Source organism: Streptococcus sp. 17.1 (assembly GCF_016648655.1).
In the GTDB taxonomy this organism is placed as follows: domain Bacteria; phylum Bacillota; class Bacilli; order Lactobacillales; family Streptococcaceae; genus Streptococcus; species Streptococcus salivarius_E.
The window spans coordinates 134,833-153,860 of sequence record NZ_JACLQM010000004.1; the positions used below are offsets into that span (position 1 = coordinate 134,833).

A 19,028-nucleotide genomic window follows, 5' to 3' on the forward strand; every position below is an offset into this window, starting at 1 on the left:
TCGATTTCTGGTGGTATCACTCCCTTGTAGCTATTTTATGCGACTGAATTAATCTCCGTTCTTGTAACGCCCTACTGTCATGCGGTCACGCTCCTCAGAGATGATTGGTAAAGTTATTTGTTTTGCCTACTGTTTTGTTTAGAGATCTTAGTCTCCGTTTTTGTACCTTGAAATATTGACTCTCACCATGGCTTTTACCTCCTTGATGAATCCTTATCTTCTTTACACTCTTAGTATAATGTAAACGCTTACTTTTGTCAATCTTTTTAACAGAAAAACGCATAATTTTTTGAAAAAAGATTTCTTTGCTACAATAGAGATATGTTAGATTTAAAAGAATACGGCATTGTCATGTGGGATGCTGAGAAAATCGCCTCTTTTCGTCGTACCCTCCTGAACTGGTACGATCGAGAGAAACGAGACCTACCGTGGCGTAGAACTAAAAATCCCTATTATATCTGGGTTAGTGAAATCATGCTACAACAAACACAGGTTCAGACTGTCATTCCCTATTACGAGCGCTTTTTAGACTGGTTCCCAACAGTTAAAGATTTGGCTGAAGCTCCAGAAGAGAAGCTTCTCAAAGCTTGGGAGGGGCTAGGTTACTATTCACGTGTCCGAAACATGCAAAAGGCTGCGCAGCAAATCATGAATGATTTTAATGGTCAGTTTCCAGATACTTATGAAAACATCGCCAAACTCAAGGGCATCGGACCCTATACTGCTGGTGCTATTTCTAGCATTGCTTTTGGACTCCCAGAGCCCGCTGTTGATGGTAATGTTATGCGAGTTATGGCCCGTCTCTTTGAGGTCAACTACGATATCGGAGACGCCAAAAATCGTAAGATTTTTCAAGCGATTATGGACATTTTGATTGACCCTGACCGTCCAGGGGACTTTAATCAGGCGCTTATGGACCTTGGGACCGATATCGAATCAGCTAAAAATCCAAGACCCGACGAAAGCCCTATTCGCTTTTTCTGTGCAGCCTATCTCAACGGAACTTATGACAAGTACCCTATCAAATTGCCTAAGAAGAAGCCTAAACCTATGCAAATTCAGGCTTTTATTATCAGAAATGCAAAGGGTGAATTTCTGCTCGAAAAAAATATCGAGGGACGTCTGCTAGGTGGTTTCTGGTCCTTTCCTATCATGGAAACGGACTTTATTGGCCAACAACTCAGACTTTTTGAAAAAGATGATAGTATTCTCGAGACAGTCTCTCAAAAGGCTATTTTTGAGGAAAATTATGCCCTTAAACCAGAGTGGACGAACAATGATTTTACACCTGTAAAACATACCTTCAGCCACCAAAAATGGACCATCGTGATGGTAGAAGGTAGCGTTAATGACGACAAACTCACTACCGATAAGGAGCTATGCTGGGTAGCGGCTGAGGACTTCGACCAGTTCCCAATGGCCACACCACAGAAGAAAATGATTAAAACTTATGAAGACAGCAAAAAAGGATAGCATTGAGTGCTACCCTTTTTCTTATGCATCAAGTTTATTGTGCTTCCGGCCATGCAAAGCAAGGTATACCTTTGAAAGAACTACTCCCAGAAAGATATAAAACAATTCCAAATAAGTCACATTTTTTGACATCAAAAATTCAATCATAATACGACACTCCTTTTTATTAAGAACTCCTGTCGCTGTTCTCAGTTATGCTTTTATTATAGGTAAGTGAGCCAATAAAAAATAGTGACATAAATGTCACTATGGAGAAAACAAAAAAGCCGAAACGTTTCAGTTTCAGCTTGTGAATTATTAATCTACCTTGTAGAAGAAGTAACTGTCGTCAGTGGTGCCATAAAGCGACTGCCCACCCCAGATACGATCCTTACTTTTATCTGACTGATCGTCTACTTTCTCATTAGGTGATGACATTACAGAACCAGTCAAAGGTACTCCTTTGGGTAAAAACGACAATGTTCCACCTCCAGGACCAACTTCTTTTGGTACAAGTCCTGCTTTAAAAAAGCCATCAGTAATTTTACCATATTCAATTGCTACCTTTGCCGTATACAATTCTATAAATTGGAATTAGTTTACTTCATTGTCCCTTTCTTTTTTCTACATTTGTACACAATAAAATGGACTATACAAAATATAACGAACATAGACGTGAAATTTATCCAGACGTCCATATACGCGGACTGAGCTAAATTTTCTCTAAAGCTCGTAGACCATACATAAAAAAATGCAAGTAAAACTGTCGGTATGTACGAAACTGCATATCTTAGAACCATAGGCTTTATAACCAGCTCTGTAACAAGAGCATATGCCACTACACCTATTAAAACTATGATTGCTCTGTCTATTTCGTGCCAGTTTCCGCTCGGATCCTCATATATTCCGTTATATAAATACAAAATGCTGTTTAGCACCGTTACAAATGTATATAAAACCGTATATGCGAAAATCAAATTCTTATATTTATCCTTTTTCATTGCACTACTACTCCAGAAATTCAAATTTGTTTATCTAATTATAAAATAAAGGTTAACGATTAATCAATTTAATTATATAACTAAAATTAGAAATGTTTATTCCAAATTTATTTGAGAGCTGTTCTAAGTTATTCCTTCCTTTCTAAGTTCATAGATTAGAACTTGTGACTTGCTCTTCGGATGAAAGCCTCTGCTACCGGCCAAGGCTTAAAAAACCACCGATTCAGCACCACCTTTGCTAGCTGACCCGACTAGCAAGTCTCATTAGTATATTAGCTACTGGTCGGGAAACCCTATCTAATATAACACTTTAGGGGAACTTTTTTGATACATCGTTAAAAACTTTTCGGAACCACTAGCATAGCTGGTGGTTTTCAATAGGCAAAAAAGCTGGACCTCAGTCCAGCTTTCATCTGTCTATTTCTACTTGGTCATAAAGTAGGTGATAATCACCAATACTGCTACAATACCTAGGACAACAGCCAGGAATCCTAGCATGTAACGCAAGAGAAAGTAGGTAAATGGAAAATTTTCTTTCATGTTTTACTTTGCCTCATACCATGTGCGGCCGTCATTCTCATCTGCAATGAGTGGGACAGCGAGTTCGACTGCAGCTTCCATGGTTTCTTTAACCAAGGCTTTCATCGCTACAAGTTCATCGTTTGGCACCTCAAGGACGATTTCATCATGCACTTGGAGGAGCATCTTAGTTTTATAGCCACCTTCTACCAAAGCCTTGTCTAAGTTAATCATAGCAATCTTGAGGATATCAGCAGCACTTCCCTGAATAGGCGAGTTGATGGCTGTACGCTCTGCGAAGTTGCGAACATTAAAGTTACGAGAATTGATATCTGGCAACTCACGACGGCGATGGAAGAGGGTTTCTACATAACCCTTATCCTTGGCCTCACGAACCACATTATCCATATAGGCCTTGATACCAGGATAACGCTCAAAGTAGGTGTCGATATACTCCTTGGCCTTTTTACGGCTAATGCCAAGGTTGTTAGAAAGGCCGAAGTCAGAAATGCCATAAACGATACCGAAGTTAACAGCCTTGGCGTTACGACGATCGTTAGGTGTGACATCCTCTGGCTTTTCAATGCCAAAAACACGCATGGCTGTAGAGGTATGGATATCTGCCCCCTCTTTAAAGGCTGCAATCAAATGCTCATCTCCCGAAATGTGGGCAAGCACGCGCAACTCAATCTGTGAGTAATCCGAGCTTAAAAGCACTGCGTCCTCAGTCGATGGGACAAAGGCCTTACGGATGAGACGGCCTTGCTCCAGGCGAACAGGGATATTTTGCAAGTTTGGATCCACTGATGAGAGGCGACCTGTCTGTGTTAAATCTTGCACATAACGTGTATGGATCTTGCCATCCTCAAGAATATAGTCCTGAAGCCCCAAGACATAGGTAGACTGAAGCTTGGTGATTTGGCGGTACTCCAAAATCTTAGCTACGATTGGAGCAATTGGTGCCAAACGTTCAAGGACATCAACAGCTGTCGAGTAACCGGTCTTGGTTTTCTTAGTGTATTCCAAAGGTAGTCCCATCTTTTCGAAGAGGATGATACCCAACTGTTTAGGCGAGTTGATATTGAACTCTTCACCAGCCATCTCGTAGATGTCTTGGGTCAATTTATCGATGACCACTTGGTTTTCCACTGCCATCTCGTTAAGGGTTTGTCCCTTAACCTTAATACCAGCGATTTCCATCTTAGCTAGCACATTTGCCAGTGGTAACTCCATATCAAAGAGAAGCTCTGATTGGCCGTGTTCAGCCAATTTTTCAAGCATGACAGGTTTAGCTACCTGAAGGACCTTGACTTTTTTAGCTAGGTGGCTGAGCAAGACCTCTTTTTCAGGAACGGCACGTTTAGCCCCCTTACCATAGACCACTTCATCTGTTTCAAGCGGCAAGTCTGTATAGAGACGGGCAATGGTTGACAATTCATTGTCCTCAACGGTTGAGAGGAGATACTTAGCCAGACGTGCATCAAAATTAGCCGTCGGCAAGTCAATACCTAGATGACTCAAAAGGACCTTACTACGCTTGAAATCGTAGATATTAACAGCTTTAGAAAGAGTTGCCTGGAAGGCGTCTGATTTGAGTAGATCAGTATCTGTAGACGCATAAATCTGCTTGTCGTTACCCCATGCAAAACCGATGATAGGCTCCGTATGATAATTCTCACCAAGGATTTCAAAATAAAAGAAATCATCAGGGCTGAAGTGATCCGCTGTCACTTGGCTTGGCTCAGTATAGGCCACATCAAAATCTTTTAGCACAGCCTCGCCACCAAGGGCATTTTTAAACTGAACAAAGCCCATCTCGTCATAAAAGGCTGCCAATTTTTCAAGGTCAGGTCCCGTAAAGGCTGTATCATCTAGGCCAATTTCAATAGGAGACTGGGTATCAATGGTCGCCAGTGTTTTAGAGAGGAAGGCTTGTTCCTTGTCATTGATAAGATTTTCCTTCATTTTGGACTTCTTCATCTCATCAATATGCTCATAGATACCTTCAAGAGAACCGTGTTCCAAGAGGAGCTTGAGACCAGTCTTTTCACCAATCTTAGTAACTCCTGGAATATTATCGGACTTATCACCCATGAGAGCCTTGAGGTCGATGAATTGCGCTGGGGTAATCCCCATTTTCTCCATGAGGTAGTCGGGTGTGAAGGCCTCAAACTCAGCCACACCTTTCTTCGAAATCTCAACGACTGTGTTTTCGTCAGTCAGCTGAATCAAGTCTTTATCCCCAGAGACAACAGTAATTTGATAGTCCTCACTGGTATTTTCAGCCATCTTAGCCAAGGTACCGATAATGTCGTCTGCCTCATACTGAGCCAGGTCATAATAGGCAATACCACGTGCAGCCAACATCTCACGGATATAAGGAAACTGCTCACGGAATTCCTCTGGAGTCTTGGCACGACCAGCCTTATAGTCCGCAAACATCTCTGTACGGAAAGTTGTTTTACCCGCATCAAAGGCTACCAAGACATGAGTCGGTTGGATACGCTCAAGCAGGTTGTCCAACATGAGGTGGAAGCCATAAATGGCATTGGTATGAAGGCCACTATTGTTACGAAAACGGTCAATTTGATTATAAAGTGCGAAAAAGGCACGAAAGGCAACGGATGAACCGTCAATTAGGAGTAATTTTTTCTGATTAGTCATAGGTTTATTATAGCATAGATGAGAGCATTGGTTTTAATTGAAAACCTCTTATTTTAGGGAGACTCTTTTGTAAAAATAGCTAGTCAACATCTGATGACAAGAGTCCGCTCATAAAACGACCTCAGGCATTTCCCACCTCCACGCCCCATAGGCAAATGTGCTATAATAGAAGCTATGAACACAAAGATTTTAGACCAATTAGAATTTAACAAGGTCAAGGACCAGTTCACAGAATACCTGCAGACCGAACAGGCTCAGGCGGAGTTACGTGACTTGGTGCCTATGACCAATCCAGAGAGAATTCAAAATCAATTTACAGAAATCCAAGAAATGGCAGAGATTCTCGTAGAACACCACGGCTTTGCCATTGGTAGCTTGCGAGATATTTCTGAACCCTTGCGTCGCTTGGAATTGGATGCTGACCTCAACATTCAGGAGCTTATTGCCATCAAGAAGGTGCTGCAAGCTTCAGCTGACCTTGGTCGCTTCTACGCTGACCTTGAAAATGTTGAGCTCGTCGCTCTAAAACGTCTTTTCGAAAAGATTGAGGCCTTCCCAAGTCTACAAGGCAGTCTTCAAAGCATCAATGACGGTGGTTTCATTGAGCATTTTGCTAGCCCTGAGTTGCAAAATATCCGTCGTCAACTCAAATCTTGTGATGATGCCATTCGCCAGACCTTGCAAGACATTCTCAAGAAATCTGGCCACATGTTGGCTGAGAGTTTGATTGCTAGTCGTAATGGTCGTTCAGTGCTGCCTGTCAAAAATACCTACCGTAACCGTATTACTGGGGTTGTGCATGACATCTCAAGCTCTGGAAACACAGTGTATATCGAGCCACGCGCCGTTATCCAGCTTAACGAAGAAATTACACAATTACGTGCAGACGAACGCCATGAGATGGCCCGCATCCTGCATGAACTGTCTGATCAACTCCGTCCACAAGCTGCTGCTATCGCCAACAACGCTTGGATTTTGGGCCACATGGACTTTATTCGTGGGAAATACCTCTATCTCCAGGATAAGAAGGCGGTTATTCCAAAGATTAGTGACAACCAAACACTCCAACTGCTTAACGTTCGTCACCCACTTTTGATCAATCCAGTAGCCAACGATTTGAGATTTGATGAGGACCTCACAGCCATTGTCATCACAGGTCCCAATACCGGTGGTAAAACGGTCATGCTTAAAACTCTAGGACTAGCACAACTGATGGCTCAATCTGGTCTTCCAATTTTGGCTGATAAGGGCAGTCGTGTGGCCATTTTCCAAGAGATTTTTGCGGACATCGGAGATGAACAGTCTATCGAACAGAGTTTGTCAACATTCTCTAGTCACATGACCCACATTGTCGAGATTTTGGATGCTGCCGACAACAACAGTCTTGTCTTGGTCGATGAGCTTGGGGCTGGTACTGACCCTCAGGAAGGGGCTAGTCTAGCCATGGCAATCCTAGAGCACCTCCGTTTGAGTCAGATTAAGACCATGGCTACTACTCACTATCCTGAGCTTAAGGCCTATGGGATTGAGACGCAACATGTGGAAAATGCTAGTATGGAGTTTGACACAGCAACTCTAAGCCCTACCTATCGTTTTATGCAGGGTGTCCCTGGTCGCTCTAACGCCTTTGAAATCGCTCGTCGCCTCGGCTTGAATGAGATTATTGTCAAGGAAGCAGAAAACCTCACGGATACTGATAGTGATGTCAACCGTATCATCGAGCAACTTGAAGCCCAAACTGTGGAAACACAAAAACGTCTGGAGCACATCAAGGACGTTGAGCAAGAAAACCTTAAATTCAACCGTGCGGTCAAGAAACTCTATAATGAATTCTCCCATGAGTACGACAAGGAACTCGAAAAGGCTCAGAAAGAAATTCAAGAGATGGTGGATACAGCTTTGGCTGAGAGCGATAGTATTCTCAAAAATCTCCACGATAAGAGTCAACTCAAGCCTCATGAAGTTATCGACGCCAAAGGAAAACTCAAGAAACTTGCCCCTCAAGTGGACCTCTCTAAGAATAAAGTCCTTCGTAAGGCCAAGAAAGAAAAGGCTGCGCGTGCCCCTCGTATCGGAGATGATATCATTGTTACCGCCTATGGTCAACGTGGTACCCTTACCAGTCAAGCCAAAAATGGTAACTGGGAAGCCCAGGTAGGTCTCATCAAGATGACACTCAAGGCGGATGAATTCACTCTTGTTCGTGCCCAAGCGGAAGCCCAACAACCTAAGAAGAAACAGATTAACGTGGTTAAAAAAGCCAAAAAGTCATCTGGCGGTCCTCGTGCCCGTCTAGACCTTCGTGGGAAACGTTACGAAGAAGCCATGCAAGAGCTTGATGCCTTTATTGACCAAGCCCTACTTAATAACATGAGTCAGGTGGACATCATCCACGGTATTGGTACAGGTGTCATCCGTGATGCTGTTACCAAATATCTCCGCCGTCATCGCCATGTTAAAAGTTTTGAATATGCCCCACAAAGTGCCGGTGGTTCCGGATGTACCATTGCAACCTTAGGGTAAAAATAGTTAAGAAAGACTGAGACCTTGTGTCCGGTCTTTTTCATATCCTACCAAAACAAAGAACAAAAAAGTCTCCCTTAATCAAGGAAGACTTCTATTTTCTATATCACACTTGTCCACAAATGCTGGATAATCTGACTAACTGGAAAATAGCCATTAATCAAGATACGTAAAACCCAGCTCGATGACAAGAGCGTTTGAATGTTGTTCATAGGAACAGTCGCAAGAATATTCCCCAACATAGTCAAAGGCACAAGACTCACTAAGGTGGCCAAGACCCCACCCACCACTTGGTAATGTCTCTGATCAAGTCGCTCAATTCTCACAAAATGGAAGAAAATACCAAGAAAGCGTAAGCCATAATAGGCTATACAGTAGATAGCAAAATAAGCAACACCCGCATAATAGACACGGTCAAGTGAAAAGATGTTCTGATCTTTAAAGAAAGCTATACTGGCATCCTTGGTTGGATTGGTATAAGGTACCCAAAGATTGATAGCCTCTCCTAGCGACCGGTAGAAATAGGCCGCCACACACATGGCGATAATGACTGAAACCACGTAATAAGCTTGCATAAAGAGGCCTCGACGGTAGCCAATGTAGAAATTCCAAGCCATAATGGCTAAGACAAGGAGTCCAATCATGCGTCATCCTCATCGTCATTTGTAGCTGTTGCCTTGACCTTAAGTTGCTCAAGTTGCTTAGCTCTCAACGTTTCCAACTCTTTTTCCATATCTTCAACTTGAATTTCGCGTTCCAACTGAGTCGACAAAGAATTGATAGCCATTAGGATAGCAATTGTTTCATTGTCAGCATTTTTCATCTGCTCTTTGATAATTTTATATTTCTCATGGGCAACACGCTCCACCTCTTCCATGAATAGGTTGTCCTTATCAGTTGTTAGCGTGAGGTTCTTCTCTCCAAAATGAAATTTGTAACGGTTCTTATTTGCCATTTGCTTGTTAGCTGCCAATCAATGGTGGTCGCGGATTCGCCACCGCAGCTTCTCCTTATTTTATTGCTTTTATATCGCCATTTTTTAGCAAGATTCAGACACTTACTCTGAGGCGTGTTCGATACTTAAATGCCAACCCATTTTCTCTAATTGTGGAAAAAAGAGCATGGTTAGGCATTCTCTTTCTAATCATTATATCCTAAATTTTAACATTCGTAAATTTTAGACTTTGCACTTCTCTAGAAAAATAATTTTCAGAGATTCCGAGTCTGTAAAATATCTACCAATTCTCCTTTTTTGTGCTAAAATAGATTTCATGGGCACAATCGTATTAAAAATGACAGCAGAGCAGATTTCGACACTTCAAAAGGACCTGGCAAACTATGCGACTGCGACTAAAAATCCTTATGCACGTTTTTCAGCCAAGGTCGATGGAATAAGTGTCATCGCCTATACTTCAGGAAAGGTAACTTTCCAAGGAGCTAAGCCAGAAGTCTTGGCTAGCCGTTTTGGATACCAAGCTGAACCTAAGCATTCACCTGATGGGCAAAACCTAGCCCTAATTGGATCAGACGAAGTCGGAAATGGCTCCTATTTTGGTGGTCTAGCTGTTGTAGCTAGTCTAGTTACCCCGGCTGACCATGCCTTTTTGAAATCTCTTGGGGTCGATGATTCTAAAAATCTTAATGATATCAAGATTCGTCAGATTGCACCTATATTGGAGGAGAAAATTCCTCACAAGGCACTCCTTCTTTCGCCTAGAAAGTACAATGAAGTGGTTGGAGACGGTAAGAGTCATAATGCTGTGTCCGTTAAAGTAGCTCTCCACAATCAGGCTATCTTCTTATTGTTACAATCAGGTGCTAAACCAGATAAGATTGTCATTGATGCCTTCACCAGTGAGAAAAATTATCAAAAATACCTCAAGAATGAACGCAATCGCTTTGACTTTCCTATCACTTTAGAAGAAAAGGCTGAGGGGAAATACTTAGCTGTTGCGGTGAGTTCTATCATCGCTCGCAATCTCTTCCTGGAAAATCTGGACAAACTCAGCCAAGAGGTTGGCTACACCCTTCCTTCAGGTGCTGGTGCTAAATCTGACCAGGTCGCAGCCAAGCTTCTTCAAGCCTATGGAGATCAGGCTCTCCAAGCTACTGCTAAATACCATTTCGCTAATACTAAAAAAGCCTACCAACGCTTAAAATAACCCTGAAAGGCCTTAACTATGAAAAACAAATGGACCCAATACTTCCTCATTTTCCTTAGTGAATGGGGACTCTTTCTCCTCTTTATCACCTTCTTCCTCTTGACTCGCCTCTTCCTATGGCTCCCTGTTCAGGTTGACGGCCATTCAATGGATCCTACTCTAGCAAATAACCAACGTGTTATCGTTTTAAAACATACATCCATTGAGCGCTTTGATATTGTCGTTGCCAAGGAAGTCGAAAATGGTAAAACGAAACAAATCGTAAAACGTGTCATTGGTATGCCAGGTGACACTATCACCTATCAAAACGATAAGCTTACTGTCAACGGCAAAGAAGTTAAGGAAGAATACCTCAAAGAATTCCAGGCTGCCTTTGCCAAAGATAAGCTACAAAAAGAATATGCTTACAACGATGACAAGAGCAAGAGTGGCTACTTCCAACAACTGGCTAAAGAATCTAAGGCCTTCACTGTCAACGCAGACAAAAACACCACTTTCTCTGTCACTGTTCCTGAAGGCAAATATTTCCTACTTGGAGACAACCGTATTGTTTCCAAAGATAGTCGAGTAGTTGGTTACTTTGACAAGAGTGCTCTTGTAGGGGAAGTTAAATTCCGCTTCTGGCCACTTAATAAAATTGGTACCGTTGAGGACAACTAAAAATACTGAATAAGATAAGGTTGGGGAAACCCAGCCTTATTATGTATCTAGGAAAAACACATGCAAGAATTTTATTTTTCAGGAACTATCGAACGCGTCATTTTCGAAAACGCTAGTAATTTTTTCCGTATTCTACTCTTAGAAATTGACGAAACAGACAGTGATTTTGAGGACTATGAAATCATTGTCACAGGAACCATGGGAGATGTCATGGAAGGCGAAGATTATACTTTCTGGGGTCAGCTAACCAATCATCCAAAATATGGTGAACAACTCCAAATGACGCGCTACAAACGGTCAAAACCTTCTGCTAGCGGTCTTATCAAGTATTTCGCCAGCGACAATTTTAAGGGGATTGGTAAGAAAACAGCTGAGCGTATTGTCGAGATTTATGGTGAAGACCCTATTGACAAGATTCTCGAGGATCCGAGCAAATTAGAACAGATTCCTAATCTGTCCAAGGTCAATCGAGAAGCCTTCGTTGCAAAGTTAAAAATCAACTATGGAACCGAACAAATCTTGTCCAAACTTTCCAGCTATGGACTCACACCAAAAGCTGCCTCACAAATTTTCAACCAATATAAGGAAGAATCGCTCAACCTTATCGAAGAACACCCTTATCTCTTGGTAGAAGAAGTTCAAGGAATCGGATTTAAAATAGCCGACCAACTAGCCGAACGCTTAGGGATTGCTAGTGATGCTCCTGAGCGTTTACGAGCTGCCTTGATTCATTGTCTGCTAGAAACTAGCATGGAAGAAGGCGACACCTATATCGAAGCCAAAGCCTTGCTTGAACGAACTATCATCCTTTTGGAAAGTGCTCGTCAGATTGAACTTGACCCCGCCTTAGTCGCGAAGGAATTAACCAATCTCATCCAAGAGGATAAAGTGCAAAATATAGAGACTAAAATCTTTGATAATACCCTATATTTTGCGGAACAGGGCATCTATACCCACCTAACTCGTATCATGAAAGACCAACCTGACATCAGTGCAGAGGACAAAATCCAAGCAAGTCTTGAAGAGGTGGAAGAGGAGCTTGGTATTACTTATGATAAGGTTCAAAAAGATGCCATTATCAAAGCCCTACAAAGCAAGGTCTTCATCCTGACAGGTGGTCCCGGGACAGGTAAAACCACCGTTATTAACGGAATCATTAAAACTTATGCCGACCTTCATGGTCTAGATCTCAAAAAGTCTGATTTGCCTATTATTTTAGCGGCACCAACAGGACGGGCTGCTCGTCGAATGAACGAACTCACCCAACTCCCTAGTGCCACTATCCATAGACATTTGGGACTCAATAGCGAGGACGATTTCAAGACCTTAGAGGACTATCTCGATTGCGACTTGATTATCATCGATGAGTTTTCTATGGTTGATACTTGGTTGGCCAATCAACTCTTTGAAAGTATCTCTGATTCAACCCAAGTCGTCATTGTGGGTGACCAAGACCAACTGCCTTCCGTAGGCCCTGGCCAGGTCTTGGCTGACCTTTTGCAGATTGATGACTTGCCTAAGGTTTCTCTGACCAAAATTTTCAGACAATCTGAGGACTCCACCATCGTTACCCTAGCTAGTCAGATGCGTCAAGGCCAACTACCCGCTGATTTCACAGAGAAAAAGGCTGACCGCTCTTACTTTGAGGCCAATGTCAACCATATTCCACAGATGGTCCCTAAAATTGTCTCTGCCGCTATAAAGAGCGGGATTGCTGCTCAGGATGTGCAGATTCTAGCTCCCATGTATCGAGGACAGGCTGGTATTAACAATCTCAATACTATTATGCAGGACCTACTTAATCCTCAAGAAAAGGCCAATCAATTTGCCTTTAATGACATTTTCTTCCGTAAGAACGACAAGATTCTCCATCTGGTCAACGATACTGAACTCAATGTCTTCAATGGCGACATCGGCATCATTACTGATCTCATCCCTGGTAAATATACTGAAAGCAAGCAGGACGAAATTTACATGTCCTTTGATGGCAATGAGGTTATCTATCCTCGTAACGAATGGAATAAGATTACTCTGGCCTATGCCATGTCAATCCACAAATCCCAAGGGAGTGAGTTTCCAGTCGTTATCCTTCCCATCACACGCCAAAGTGGACGTATGCTACAACGTAACCTCATCTACACTGCTATCACACGCGCCAAGAGTAAGCTAGTCATGTTAGGGGAAATCGCAGCCTTTGATTATGCTGTTCACAACGAGGGGGCTAAACGAAATACTTATCTCATCCAACGTTTTGAACAAACTTATACACAAGCTGTTGATAAGTCTGTCGAAAAGATTGTTAAAAACGAGGCAACAGGCGCCTCCAATCAAACAAAAACGAAAAACAACGACCCCTCAGAAACCCTTGAAAACAAAGACTTTTCGGAAAATATCAATCCATCCCCAGATTTTGTTAACACTTATTCACAACCTGTGGATAAGTCTGTTAACAAACCTGTGCAAACAGAAGAAAACTATCGTTTAACTGAAGAAAATTGGACAACTATAGATCCAATGATTGGGCTCAGTGAAGACGATATTGCTGCCTTTTTTAACAATAACTAAAAAAGACTTGGAAAGCGACTCACTAAGAGCAACTCCAAGTCTTTTCATTTGCTAAAATACGAAACGAATCAGGGCCATAGATATTATACCAACGATTACTGCATAGAGCAGATTTTTGCTCTTAAAGGCTACAATTACCGTTGGCACAGTAGCCAGGATTTCCATCCACTTAAACTGTGGCAAGTGACCAATCTTCTCAGTCGTGAGACTAGAGAGAATCAGAGCAAAGAGGATAGAAACTGGTAAATAGTGCAAAAATCGAACAAAGATATCTGGAAGCCCCTTGTATTTCACTAAAACAAAGGGAAGCACACGAGGAACCCAGCTGACCACAAACCCAAGTAGAATAGAAATGAGAATAAACTTATTGACGGCCATCACACATCACCCCCACACTACATCCAACCAAAGTAGCCACTAAAACAGCCAAAGATTCCGACAAGATGACACTAAAGCTCAGATAAGCCACAGCAATAGATAGTAAAATCAAGAGTAGCTTACGCACGCCTTCCCCTAACAAGGCATCAATCTGACTACTCAACAAACCAATAAACATGGCAATCAAAGCAAAATCCAAACCAAATAGCTCAGGATTAGGAATCATGGAACCAATCAAACAACCAATAACTGATGATACAATCCAAACCAAATAGCTGAAAATATTGTTACCATGCATCCAGTTAGCAGGAATATCTTTATGATGCACATATTCTCCCAACAAGACACCATAACTTTCATCCGTAATCAGACTACCAATTCCCAGCTGATTCCAGAGGCTTGTTTTTGTAAAAATCGTCGTTGCATGTAAACTCATCAACATGTTACGCAAATTAACCAAGAAAACAGTCAAGGTTAACTCACCTAGACCAGCTCCTGCAACTACTAAGGCACACATGGCAAACTGGGCCGAGCCACCATAGACCAAGGCACACATGAGGCCAACCTCAAGGGCTGATAAACCCGAAGCGGCTGCTACAACACCAAAGGCTAGACCAATAGCTACATAGCCTAAAGCTGTCGGTACTGCGGCTTTTACACCTAAACGAAAGTCAGACACACTCAATTCCTTTCTAAAGGAACCTCTTACCAAACTAGTAAGAGGTTCTTCTTATTCTTCAAATCCTGCAAAGGCTAGACTTGGTTTTGCATTCAAGTCCAACTCAGCAAAATGTTTTTGATCACATTCAATAGCAGCTGCTAGAGCAATCATGCCAGCATTGTCACCACAAAGACGTAAAGGCGGAATGACTACATCTACATCTGTGATTTCTTCAGCCAAACGTTCTCGTAAGCCCTGATTAGCTGCCACGCCACCTGCAACAACAAGTGTCTTGACAGGATAACGCTCCAAGGCTTTCTTAGTCTTAGCTAGAAGGATATCCAACACAGCAGCTTGGAAAGAAGTACAAAGGTCTTCTTTAACTAGTGCTTCTCCCTTCTGTTCTGCATTGTGATGTAAATTGATGAAGGCTGACTTCAAGCCTGAAAATGAAAACTCCAAGTGGTCTTCCTTAATCATAGCGCGTGGAAAATCATAAACATCTTTCCCTTTATGAGCCAATTCATCAATTTCACGCCCGGCTGGGTAGGTCAAACCCATCACACGCCCGACCTTGTCATAGGCCTCACCAACTGCATCATCACGTGTCTCACCAACAATCTTGTAATCCCCCGGTTCTGACACATAAACCAACTCTGTGTGTCCCCCAGACACCAAAAGTGCTAAGAGGGGATATTCCAATTCTTGAACCTCACGCGCTGCCATAAGATGCCCAGCCATATGGTTAACTGGAATCAAAGGCAATCCGTGTGCCCAAGCGAAGGCCTTAGCAGCTGCCATCCCGACCAAGAGCGCCCCGACCAAACCAGGACCATAGGTTACTGCTACAGCATCTAGTTGTTCAGCAGTAATTCCCGCCTCAGAAAGGGCATCTTTAATGCAAAGAGTTACCACTTCCACATGGTGACGGCTAGCCACCTCAGGAACAACACCACCAAAACGTTTATGGCTTTCCACCTGACTGGCAATAATATTACTTAAAAGTTCCTTCTCATTTTTCAAAACGGCAACTGAAGTCTCATCACACGAGCTCTCCACTGCCAAAATATATCTATCTGCCATTAGACTTCCTCTCGCCTCATGATAACTGCATCTTCTTGAGGCTCATGATAATAATTTTTCCGAATTCCTAGACTTTCAAAACCAAATTTTCTATAAAGTGCCTGAGCGACTTGATTTGAAGACCTCACTTCTAGAAATATAGGCTCACTACGCTCTTCCAAATGATTCATCAGCTGACTAGCATAACCACGCCCCTGATAAGCTTTTAAAACGGCGATATTGGTCACCTCAAGCTCACCCACCAAATTTTGAAGGGCTAAAAAACCAACAACTTCTTCCTGGTCATAAACATAGAAATACTCAGTAGTATCCAAAGCCAAGTCCGCTACCACTTGTTCTATCGTCCACGGAGATTTGTCATAAACATCCGACAAAATCCGATAAATCAGTTGAGCTTGCTCTTGGCTACTCAATCTAGACGCGCTTGATGTAGTTGTCACGGTTAGTCTCCTCATGCGTCTTAAGCCAATTCTCTTCCGCCTCAACCCGCTTCAAGTAATATGGAACAAAAGCATCCACATCAACAGAAGGCAAGGACAAGCCTAAACGACCAATTAACTGGGCAGACGGAAGACTTGACAAGATAGTTGCTTCTGGAAGGCTTTCTTTAATCTGATCCACAAAATTAGCCACTTCACCGACAAATGTCACCTTTTCAAAAGTTTTAGCTTGCTCAAGAACATCTACAAAAGCTGCATGGCAATCTGGGACGAGGGCCTGACCATTTTCATAAAAACCAACGTAAACATTATTACGACGGGCATCCATAATAGGAATCACAACACCGTCAACCGAAAGGTCTGTCAGCGCCTGTAGACTTGAAACCCCCACTAAATCAATGTCAAGCGCATAGGCTAACGTCTTAGCTGTTGCGACAGCCACACGAAGCCCGGTGTAGGATCCAGGCCCCTGTGCAACCACAATACGTTCTAAATCAGACGGCTGCCAGCCTGCCTGAGTAACTAAAAAATCAATGGTGGGCATTAAACTAATACTGTGGTTCTTTTTTACTGTGACAGTTGTTTCTGCCACTAGTTTCTCATCTTCCAACAAGGCTACTGATAAAGCAGTGCTAGAAGTATCAAATGCTAATATTTTCATCTTTTTTCCTTGTTTCCTTTTATGCTTTTCTATTATAACACAAGTCACTGTTTCCCAGAAACGAACATTTTCCAACTTTTTCCGCCATTTTCTTTATCTAGCCCTTATCTTATGGTACAATAATAGTAATTGTTAAACGAATCAAGGCTACTAGCTATTACTCATAAAGTGAATATCATAACGTCAAGTAAATCATGGAAAGATTAACTTGACCGGTTTTTTTATAGAATGGCAGAGCCTTTTGGAAAGAAAGGAAAACCATGATTTATAAAGTCTTTTACCAAGAAACTAAAGAGCGTAATCCACGCCGTGAACAGACAAAATCACTCTACCTAGATATCGATGCAGAAACTGAACTTGAGGGACGTATCCAAGCTCGTCAAATCATCGAAAAAAACACTGCCTATAACATCGAATTCATCGAGCTCCTCTCAGAAAAAGCCCTTGAATACGAAAAAGAAACAGGCGTTTTTGAAGTAACGGAGTTCTAAGACCATGGCATCAAAAATCAATCTAAAACCTGAAGAAGTTGGGGTTTATGCGATTGGTGGTTTGGGGGAAATCGGTAAAAACACCTATGGTATTGAATACCAAGATGAGATTATCATCGTCGATGCGGGTATTAAATTCCCCGAAGACGATCTTCTCGGAATCGACTATGTCATCCCAGACTATTCTTACATCGTTGAAAACGTTGATCGTGTAAAGGCACTTGTCATTACCCACGGTCACGAAGACCATATTGGTGGGATTCCCTTCCTTCTTAAACAGGCAAATATCCCAATTTATGCAGGACCGCTTGCTCTTGCTCTTATCAAAGGAAAATTGGAAGAACACGGACTACTTCGTGACGCACAACTCTACGAAATTAATGCTAATACAGAGCTTACTTTCAAAAATATGAGCGTGACCTTCTTCCGCACTACTCACTCAATTCCAGAACCTCTCGGTATTGTCATCCATACACCTCAAGGTAAAATTGTGTGTACCGGTGACTTTAAGTTTGACTTCACACCAGTAGGGGAACCAGCAGACCTTCACCGTATGGCTGCACTTGGTGAGGAAGGCGTTCTTTGCCTCCTCTCAGACTCAACCAATGCTGAAGTACCAACTTTCACTAATTCCGAGAAGGTTGTTGGCCAATCCATTATGAAAATTATTGAAGGCATCCACGGACGTATTATTTTCGCCTCATTTGCCTCAAACATTTTCCGTCTTCAACAAGCTGCCGAAGCCGCTGTAAAAACTGGCCGTAAGATTGTTGTCTTCGGACGTTCTATGGAAAAAGCCATTGTCAATGGGGTTGAACTAGGTTACATCAAGGTTCCAAAAGGTACTATCATTGATCCTAGTGAGATGAAAAACTATCATGCCAGTGAGATTCTTATCATGTGTACCGGTTCTCAAGGGGAGCCTATGGCGGCCCTGGCACGTATCGCCAATGGGATGCACCGCCAAGTGACACTACAACCTGGTGACACTGTCATCTTCTCATCTAGTCCTATTCCAGGTAACACCACTAGTGTTAACCGTCTGATTAATACCATTCAAGAAGCTGGTGTTGATGTTATCCACGGTAAAATCAACAATATCCATACCTCTGGACACGGTGGTCAACAAGAGCAAAAACTAATGCTTCGTTTGATAAAACCAAAATTCTTCATGCCTGTTCACGGTGAATACCGCATGCAGAAAGTCCACGCAGGTCTTGCTGTTGATTGTGGCGTTCCAAAAGATAATATCTTCATTATGGAAAATGGTGATGTCTTAGCCCTAACAAAAGACTCTGCGCGTCGTGCAGGTCACTTCAATGCTCAAGATATCTATGTTGATGGTAATGGTATTGGGGATATCGGAGCTGCCGTTCTTCGTGATCGTCGTGATCTTTCTGAAGATGGTGTCGTACTTGCCGTAGCTACTGTTGACTTCAAGTCTAAGATGATTCTAGCTGGTCCAGACATCCTCAGTCGTGGCTTCATCTATATGCGTGAATCTGGCGATCTTATCCGCGAAAGCCAACGCATTCTATTCAATGCTATTCGTATCGCTCTTAAGAACAAAGATGCTAGCATCCAATCTGTTAACGGAGCTATCGTCAATGCTTTACGCCCATTCCTATATGAAAAAACAGAACGTGAACCAATCATTATTCCAATGATTCTCACACCTGATAAATAAAAAAGGCTCTTTTCTACCATTTGTCAAGTCTATCAAGGCTTTAAGTAAAAAAAGAGATAAGACAGTAACTATTCTGAGGTT

At 42.4% G+C, this 19,028-nt stretch carries 17 protein-coding genes; 7 read left to right on the top strand and 10 right to left on the bottom strand.

Features of this window, described 5'->3' with window-relative positions:
- Window positions 1-321: 321 nt before the first annotated feature.
- Entirely contained in the window at window positions 322-1,473 is a 1,152-nt protein-coding gene (mutY, locus tag H7T99_RS04100) for an A/G-specific adenine glycosylase (RefSeq protein ID WP_037602627.1), read from the top strand.
- A 297-nt stretch (window positions 1,474-1,770) separates the two neighbouring features.
- Here mutY and H7T99_RS04105 read toward each other — a convergent pair whose 3' ends face one another.
- From H7T99_RS04105 to polA, 3 genes are all read right to left on the bottom strand, one after another.
- Window positions 1,771-2,031, bottom strand: a complete 261-nt coding sequence (locus H7T99_RS04105; RefSeq protein WP_037602630.1) for a hypothetical protein — start codon at window positions 2,029-2,031, stop codon at window positions 1,771-1,773.
- A 20-nt stretch (window positions 2,032-2,051) separates the two neighbouring features.
- Window positions 2,052-2,453, bottom strand: a complete 402-nt coding sequence (locus tag H7T99_RS10660) for a DUF6608 family protein (protein ID WP_037602632.1) — start codon at window positions 2,451-2,453, stop codon at window positions 2,052-2,054.
- A gap of 543 nt (window positions 2,454-2,996) precedes the next feature.
- Window positions 2,997-5,636 carry a DNA polymerase I gene (gene polA / locus H7T99_RS04110; protein WP_037602635.1) on the bottom strand — a complete coding sequence of 880 codons (2,640 nt, stop codon included), beginning with the start codon at window positions 5,634-5,636 and terminating at the stop codon, window positions 2,997-2,999.
- Window positions 5,637-5,810: 174 nt separating this feature from the next.
- Here polA and H7T99_RS04115 point away from each other — a divergent pair, with 174 nt between their 5' ends.
- Complete coding sequence (locus H7T99_RS04115) at window positions 5,811-8,159, top strand: endonuclease MutS2 (RefSeq protein ID WP_037602639.1); 2,349 nt, start codon at window positions 5,811-5,813, stop codon at window positions 8,157-8,159.
- A 101-nt stretch (window positions 8,160-8,260) separates the two neighbouring features.
- Here H7T99_RS04115 and H7T99_RS04120 read toward each other — a convergent pair whose 3' ends face one another.
- Both H7T99_RS04120 and zapA read right to left on the bottom strand, forming a co-directional pair.
- Entirely contained in the window at window positions 8,261-8,803 is a 543-nt protein-coding gene (locus H7T99_RS04120) for a CvpA family protein (protein ID WP_037602641.1), read from the bottom strand.
- Entirely contained in the window at window positions 8,800-9,114 is a 315-nt protein-coding gene (gene zapA / locus H7T99_RS04125; RefSeq protein WP_004183554.1) for a cell division protein ZapA, read from the bottom strand. Before zapA ends, H7T99_RS04120 begins: the two co-directional genes overlap by 4 nt.
- 316 nt (window positions 9,115-9,430) lie before the next feature.
- On the opposite strand from zapA, the gene rnhC reads away from it, so the two are divergent.
- Genes rnhC through H7T99_RS04140 form a run of 3 tightly spaced genes read left to right on the top strand, consistent with a single transcriptional unit; the run spans window position 9,431 to window position 13,546 of the window.
- Complete coding sequence (gene rnhC / locus H7T99_RS04130; protein WP_037602749.1) at window positions 9,431-10,321, top strand: ribonuclease HIII; 891 nt, start codon at window positions 9,431-9,433, stop codon at window positions 10,319-10,321.
- An 18-nt stretch (window positions 10,322-10,339) separates the two neighbouring features.
- Entirely contained in the window at window positions 10,340-10,981 is a 642-nt protein-coding gene (lepB, locus tag H7T99_RS04135) for a signal peptidase I (RefSeq protein WP_037602747.1), read from the top strand.
- A 60-nt stretch (window positions 10,982-11,041) separates the two neighbouring features.
- Entirely contained in the window at window positions 11,042-13,546 is a 2,505-nt protein-coding gene (locus H7T99_RS04140) for an ATP-dependent RecD-like DNA helicase (RefSeq protein WP_037602744.1), read from the top strand.
- 51 nt (window positions 13,547-13,597) lie between these two features.
- Here the strand turns inward: H7T99_RS04140 and H7T99_RS04145 are convergent, their stop codons facing one another.
- Genes H7T99_RS04145 through tsaB form a run of 5 tightly spaced genes read right to left on the bottom strand, consistent with a single transcriptional unit; the run spans window position 13,598 to window position 16,769 of the window.
- The gene (locus H7T99_RS04145; RefSeq protein ID WP_002884560.1) at window positions 13,598-13,924 is read right to left on the bottom strand and encodes an AzlD domain-containing protein; all 327 of its coding nucleotides are present in this window, start codon (window positions 13,922-13,924) and stop codon (window positions 13,598-13,600) included.
- A complete protein-coding gene (locus tag H7T99_RS04150; RefSeq protein ID WP_002884750.1) occupies window positions 13,911-14,603 on the bottom strand; it encodes an AzlC family ABC transporter permease in 693 nt (230 codons plus the stop codon). The genes H7T99_RS04145 and H7T99_RS04150 overlap by 14 nt, the downstream gene beginning before the upstream one ends.
- Before the next feature lie 51 nt (window positions 14,604-14,654).
- Window positions 14,655-15,668 carry a tRNA (adenosine(37)-N6)-threonylcarbamoyltransferase complex transferase subunit TsaD gene (gene tsaD, locus H7T99_RS04155; protein WP_002884621.1) on the bottom strand — a complete coding sequence of 338 codons (1,014 nt, stop codon included), beginning with the start codon at window positions 15,666-15,668 and terminating at the stop codon, window positions 14,655-14,657.
- Window positions 15,668-16,123 carry a ribosomal protein S18-alanine N-acetyltransferase gene (rimI, locus tag H7T99_RS04160; RefSeq protein WP_037602742.1) on the bottom strand — a complete coding sequence of 152 codons (456 nt, stop codon included), beginning with the start codon at window positions 16,121-16,123 and terminating at the stop codon, window positions 15,668-15,670. The genes tsaD and rimI overlap by 1 nt, the downstream gene beginning before the upstream one ends.
- On the bottom strand, window positions 16,083-16,769 hold the full coding sequence (tsaB, locus tag H7T99_RS04165; protein ID WP_037602740.1) for a tRNA (adenosine(37)-N6)-threonylcarbamoyltransferase complex dimerization subunit type 1 TsaB: 687 nt from the start codon (window positions 16,767-16,769) through the stop codon (window positions 16,083-16,085). Before tsaB ends, rimI begins: the two co-directional genes overlap by 41 nt.
- A 260-nt stretch (window positions 16,770-17,029) precedes the next feature.
- Between tsaB and H7T99_RS04170 the strand changes: the two genes are divergently transcribed.
- A complete protein-coding gene (locus H7T99_RS04170) occupies window positions 17,030-17,260 on the top strand; it encodes a DNA-dependent RNA polymerase subunit epsilon (protein WP_002884752.1) in 231 nt (76 codons plus the stop codon).
- Window positions 17,261-17,264: 4 nt separating this feature from the next.
- A complete protein-coding gene (rnjA, locus tag H7T99_RS04175; RefSeq protein ID WP_002884294.1) occupies window positions 17,265-18,947 on the top strand; it encodes a ribonuclease J1 in 1,683 nt (560 codons plus the stop codon).
- Window positions 18,948-19,028: the final 81 nt, after the last annotated feature.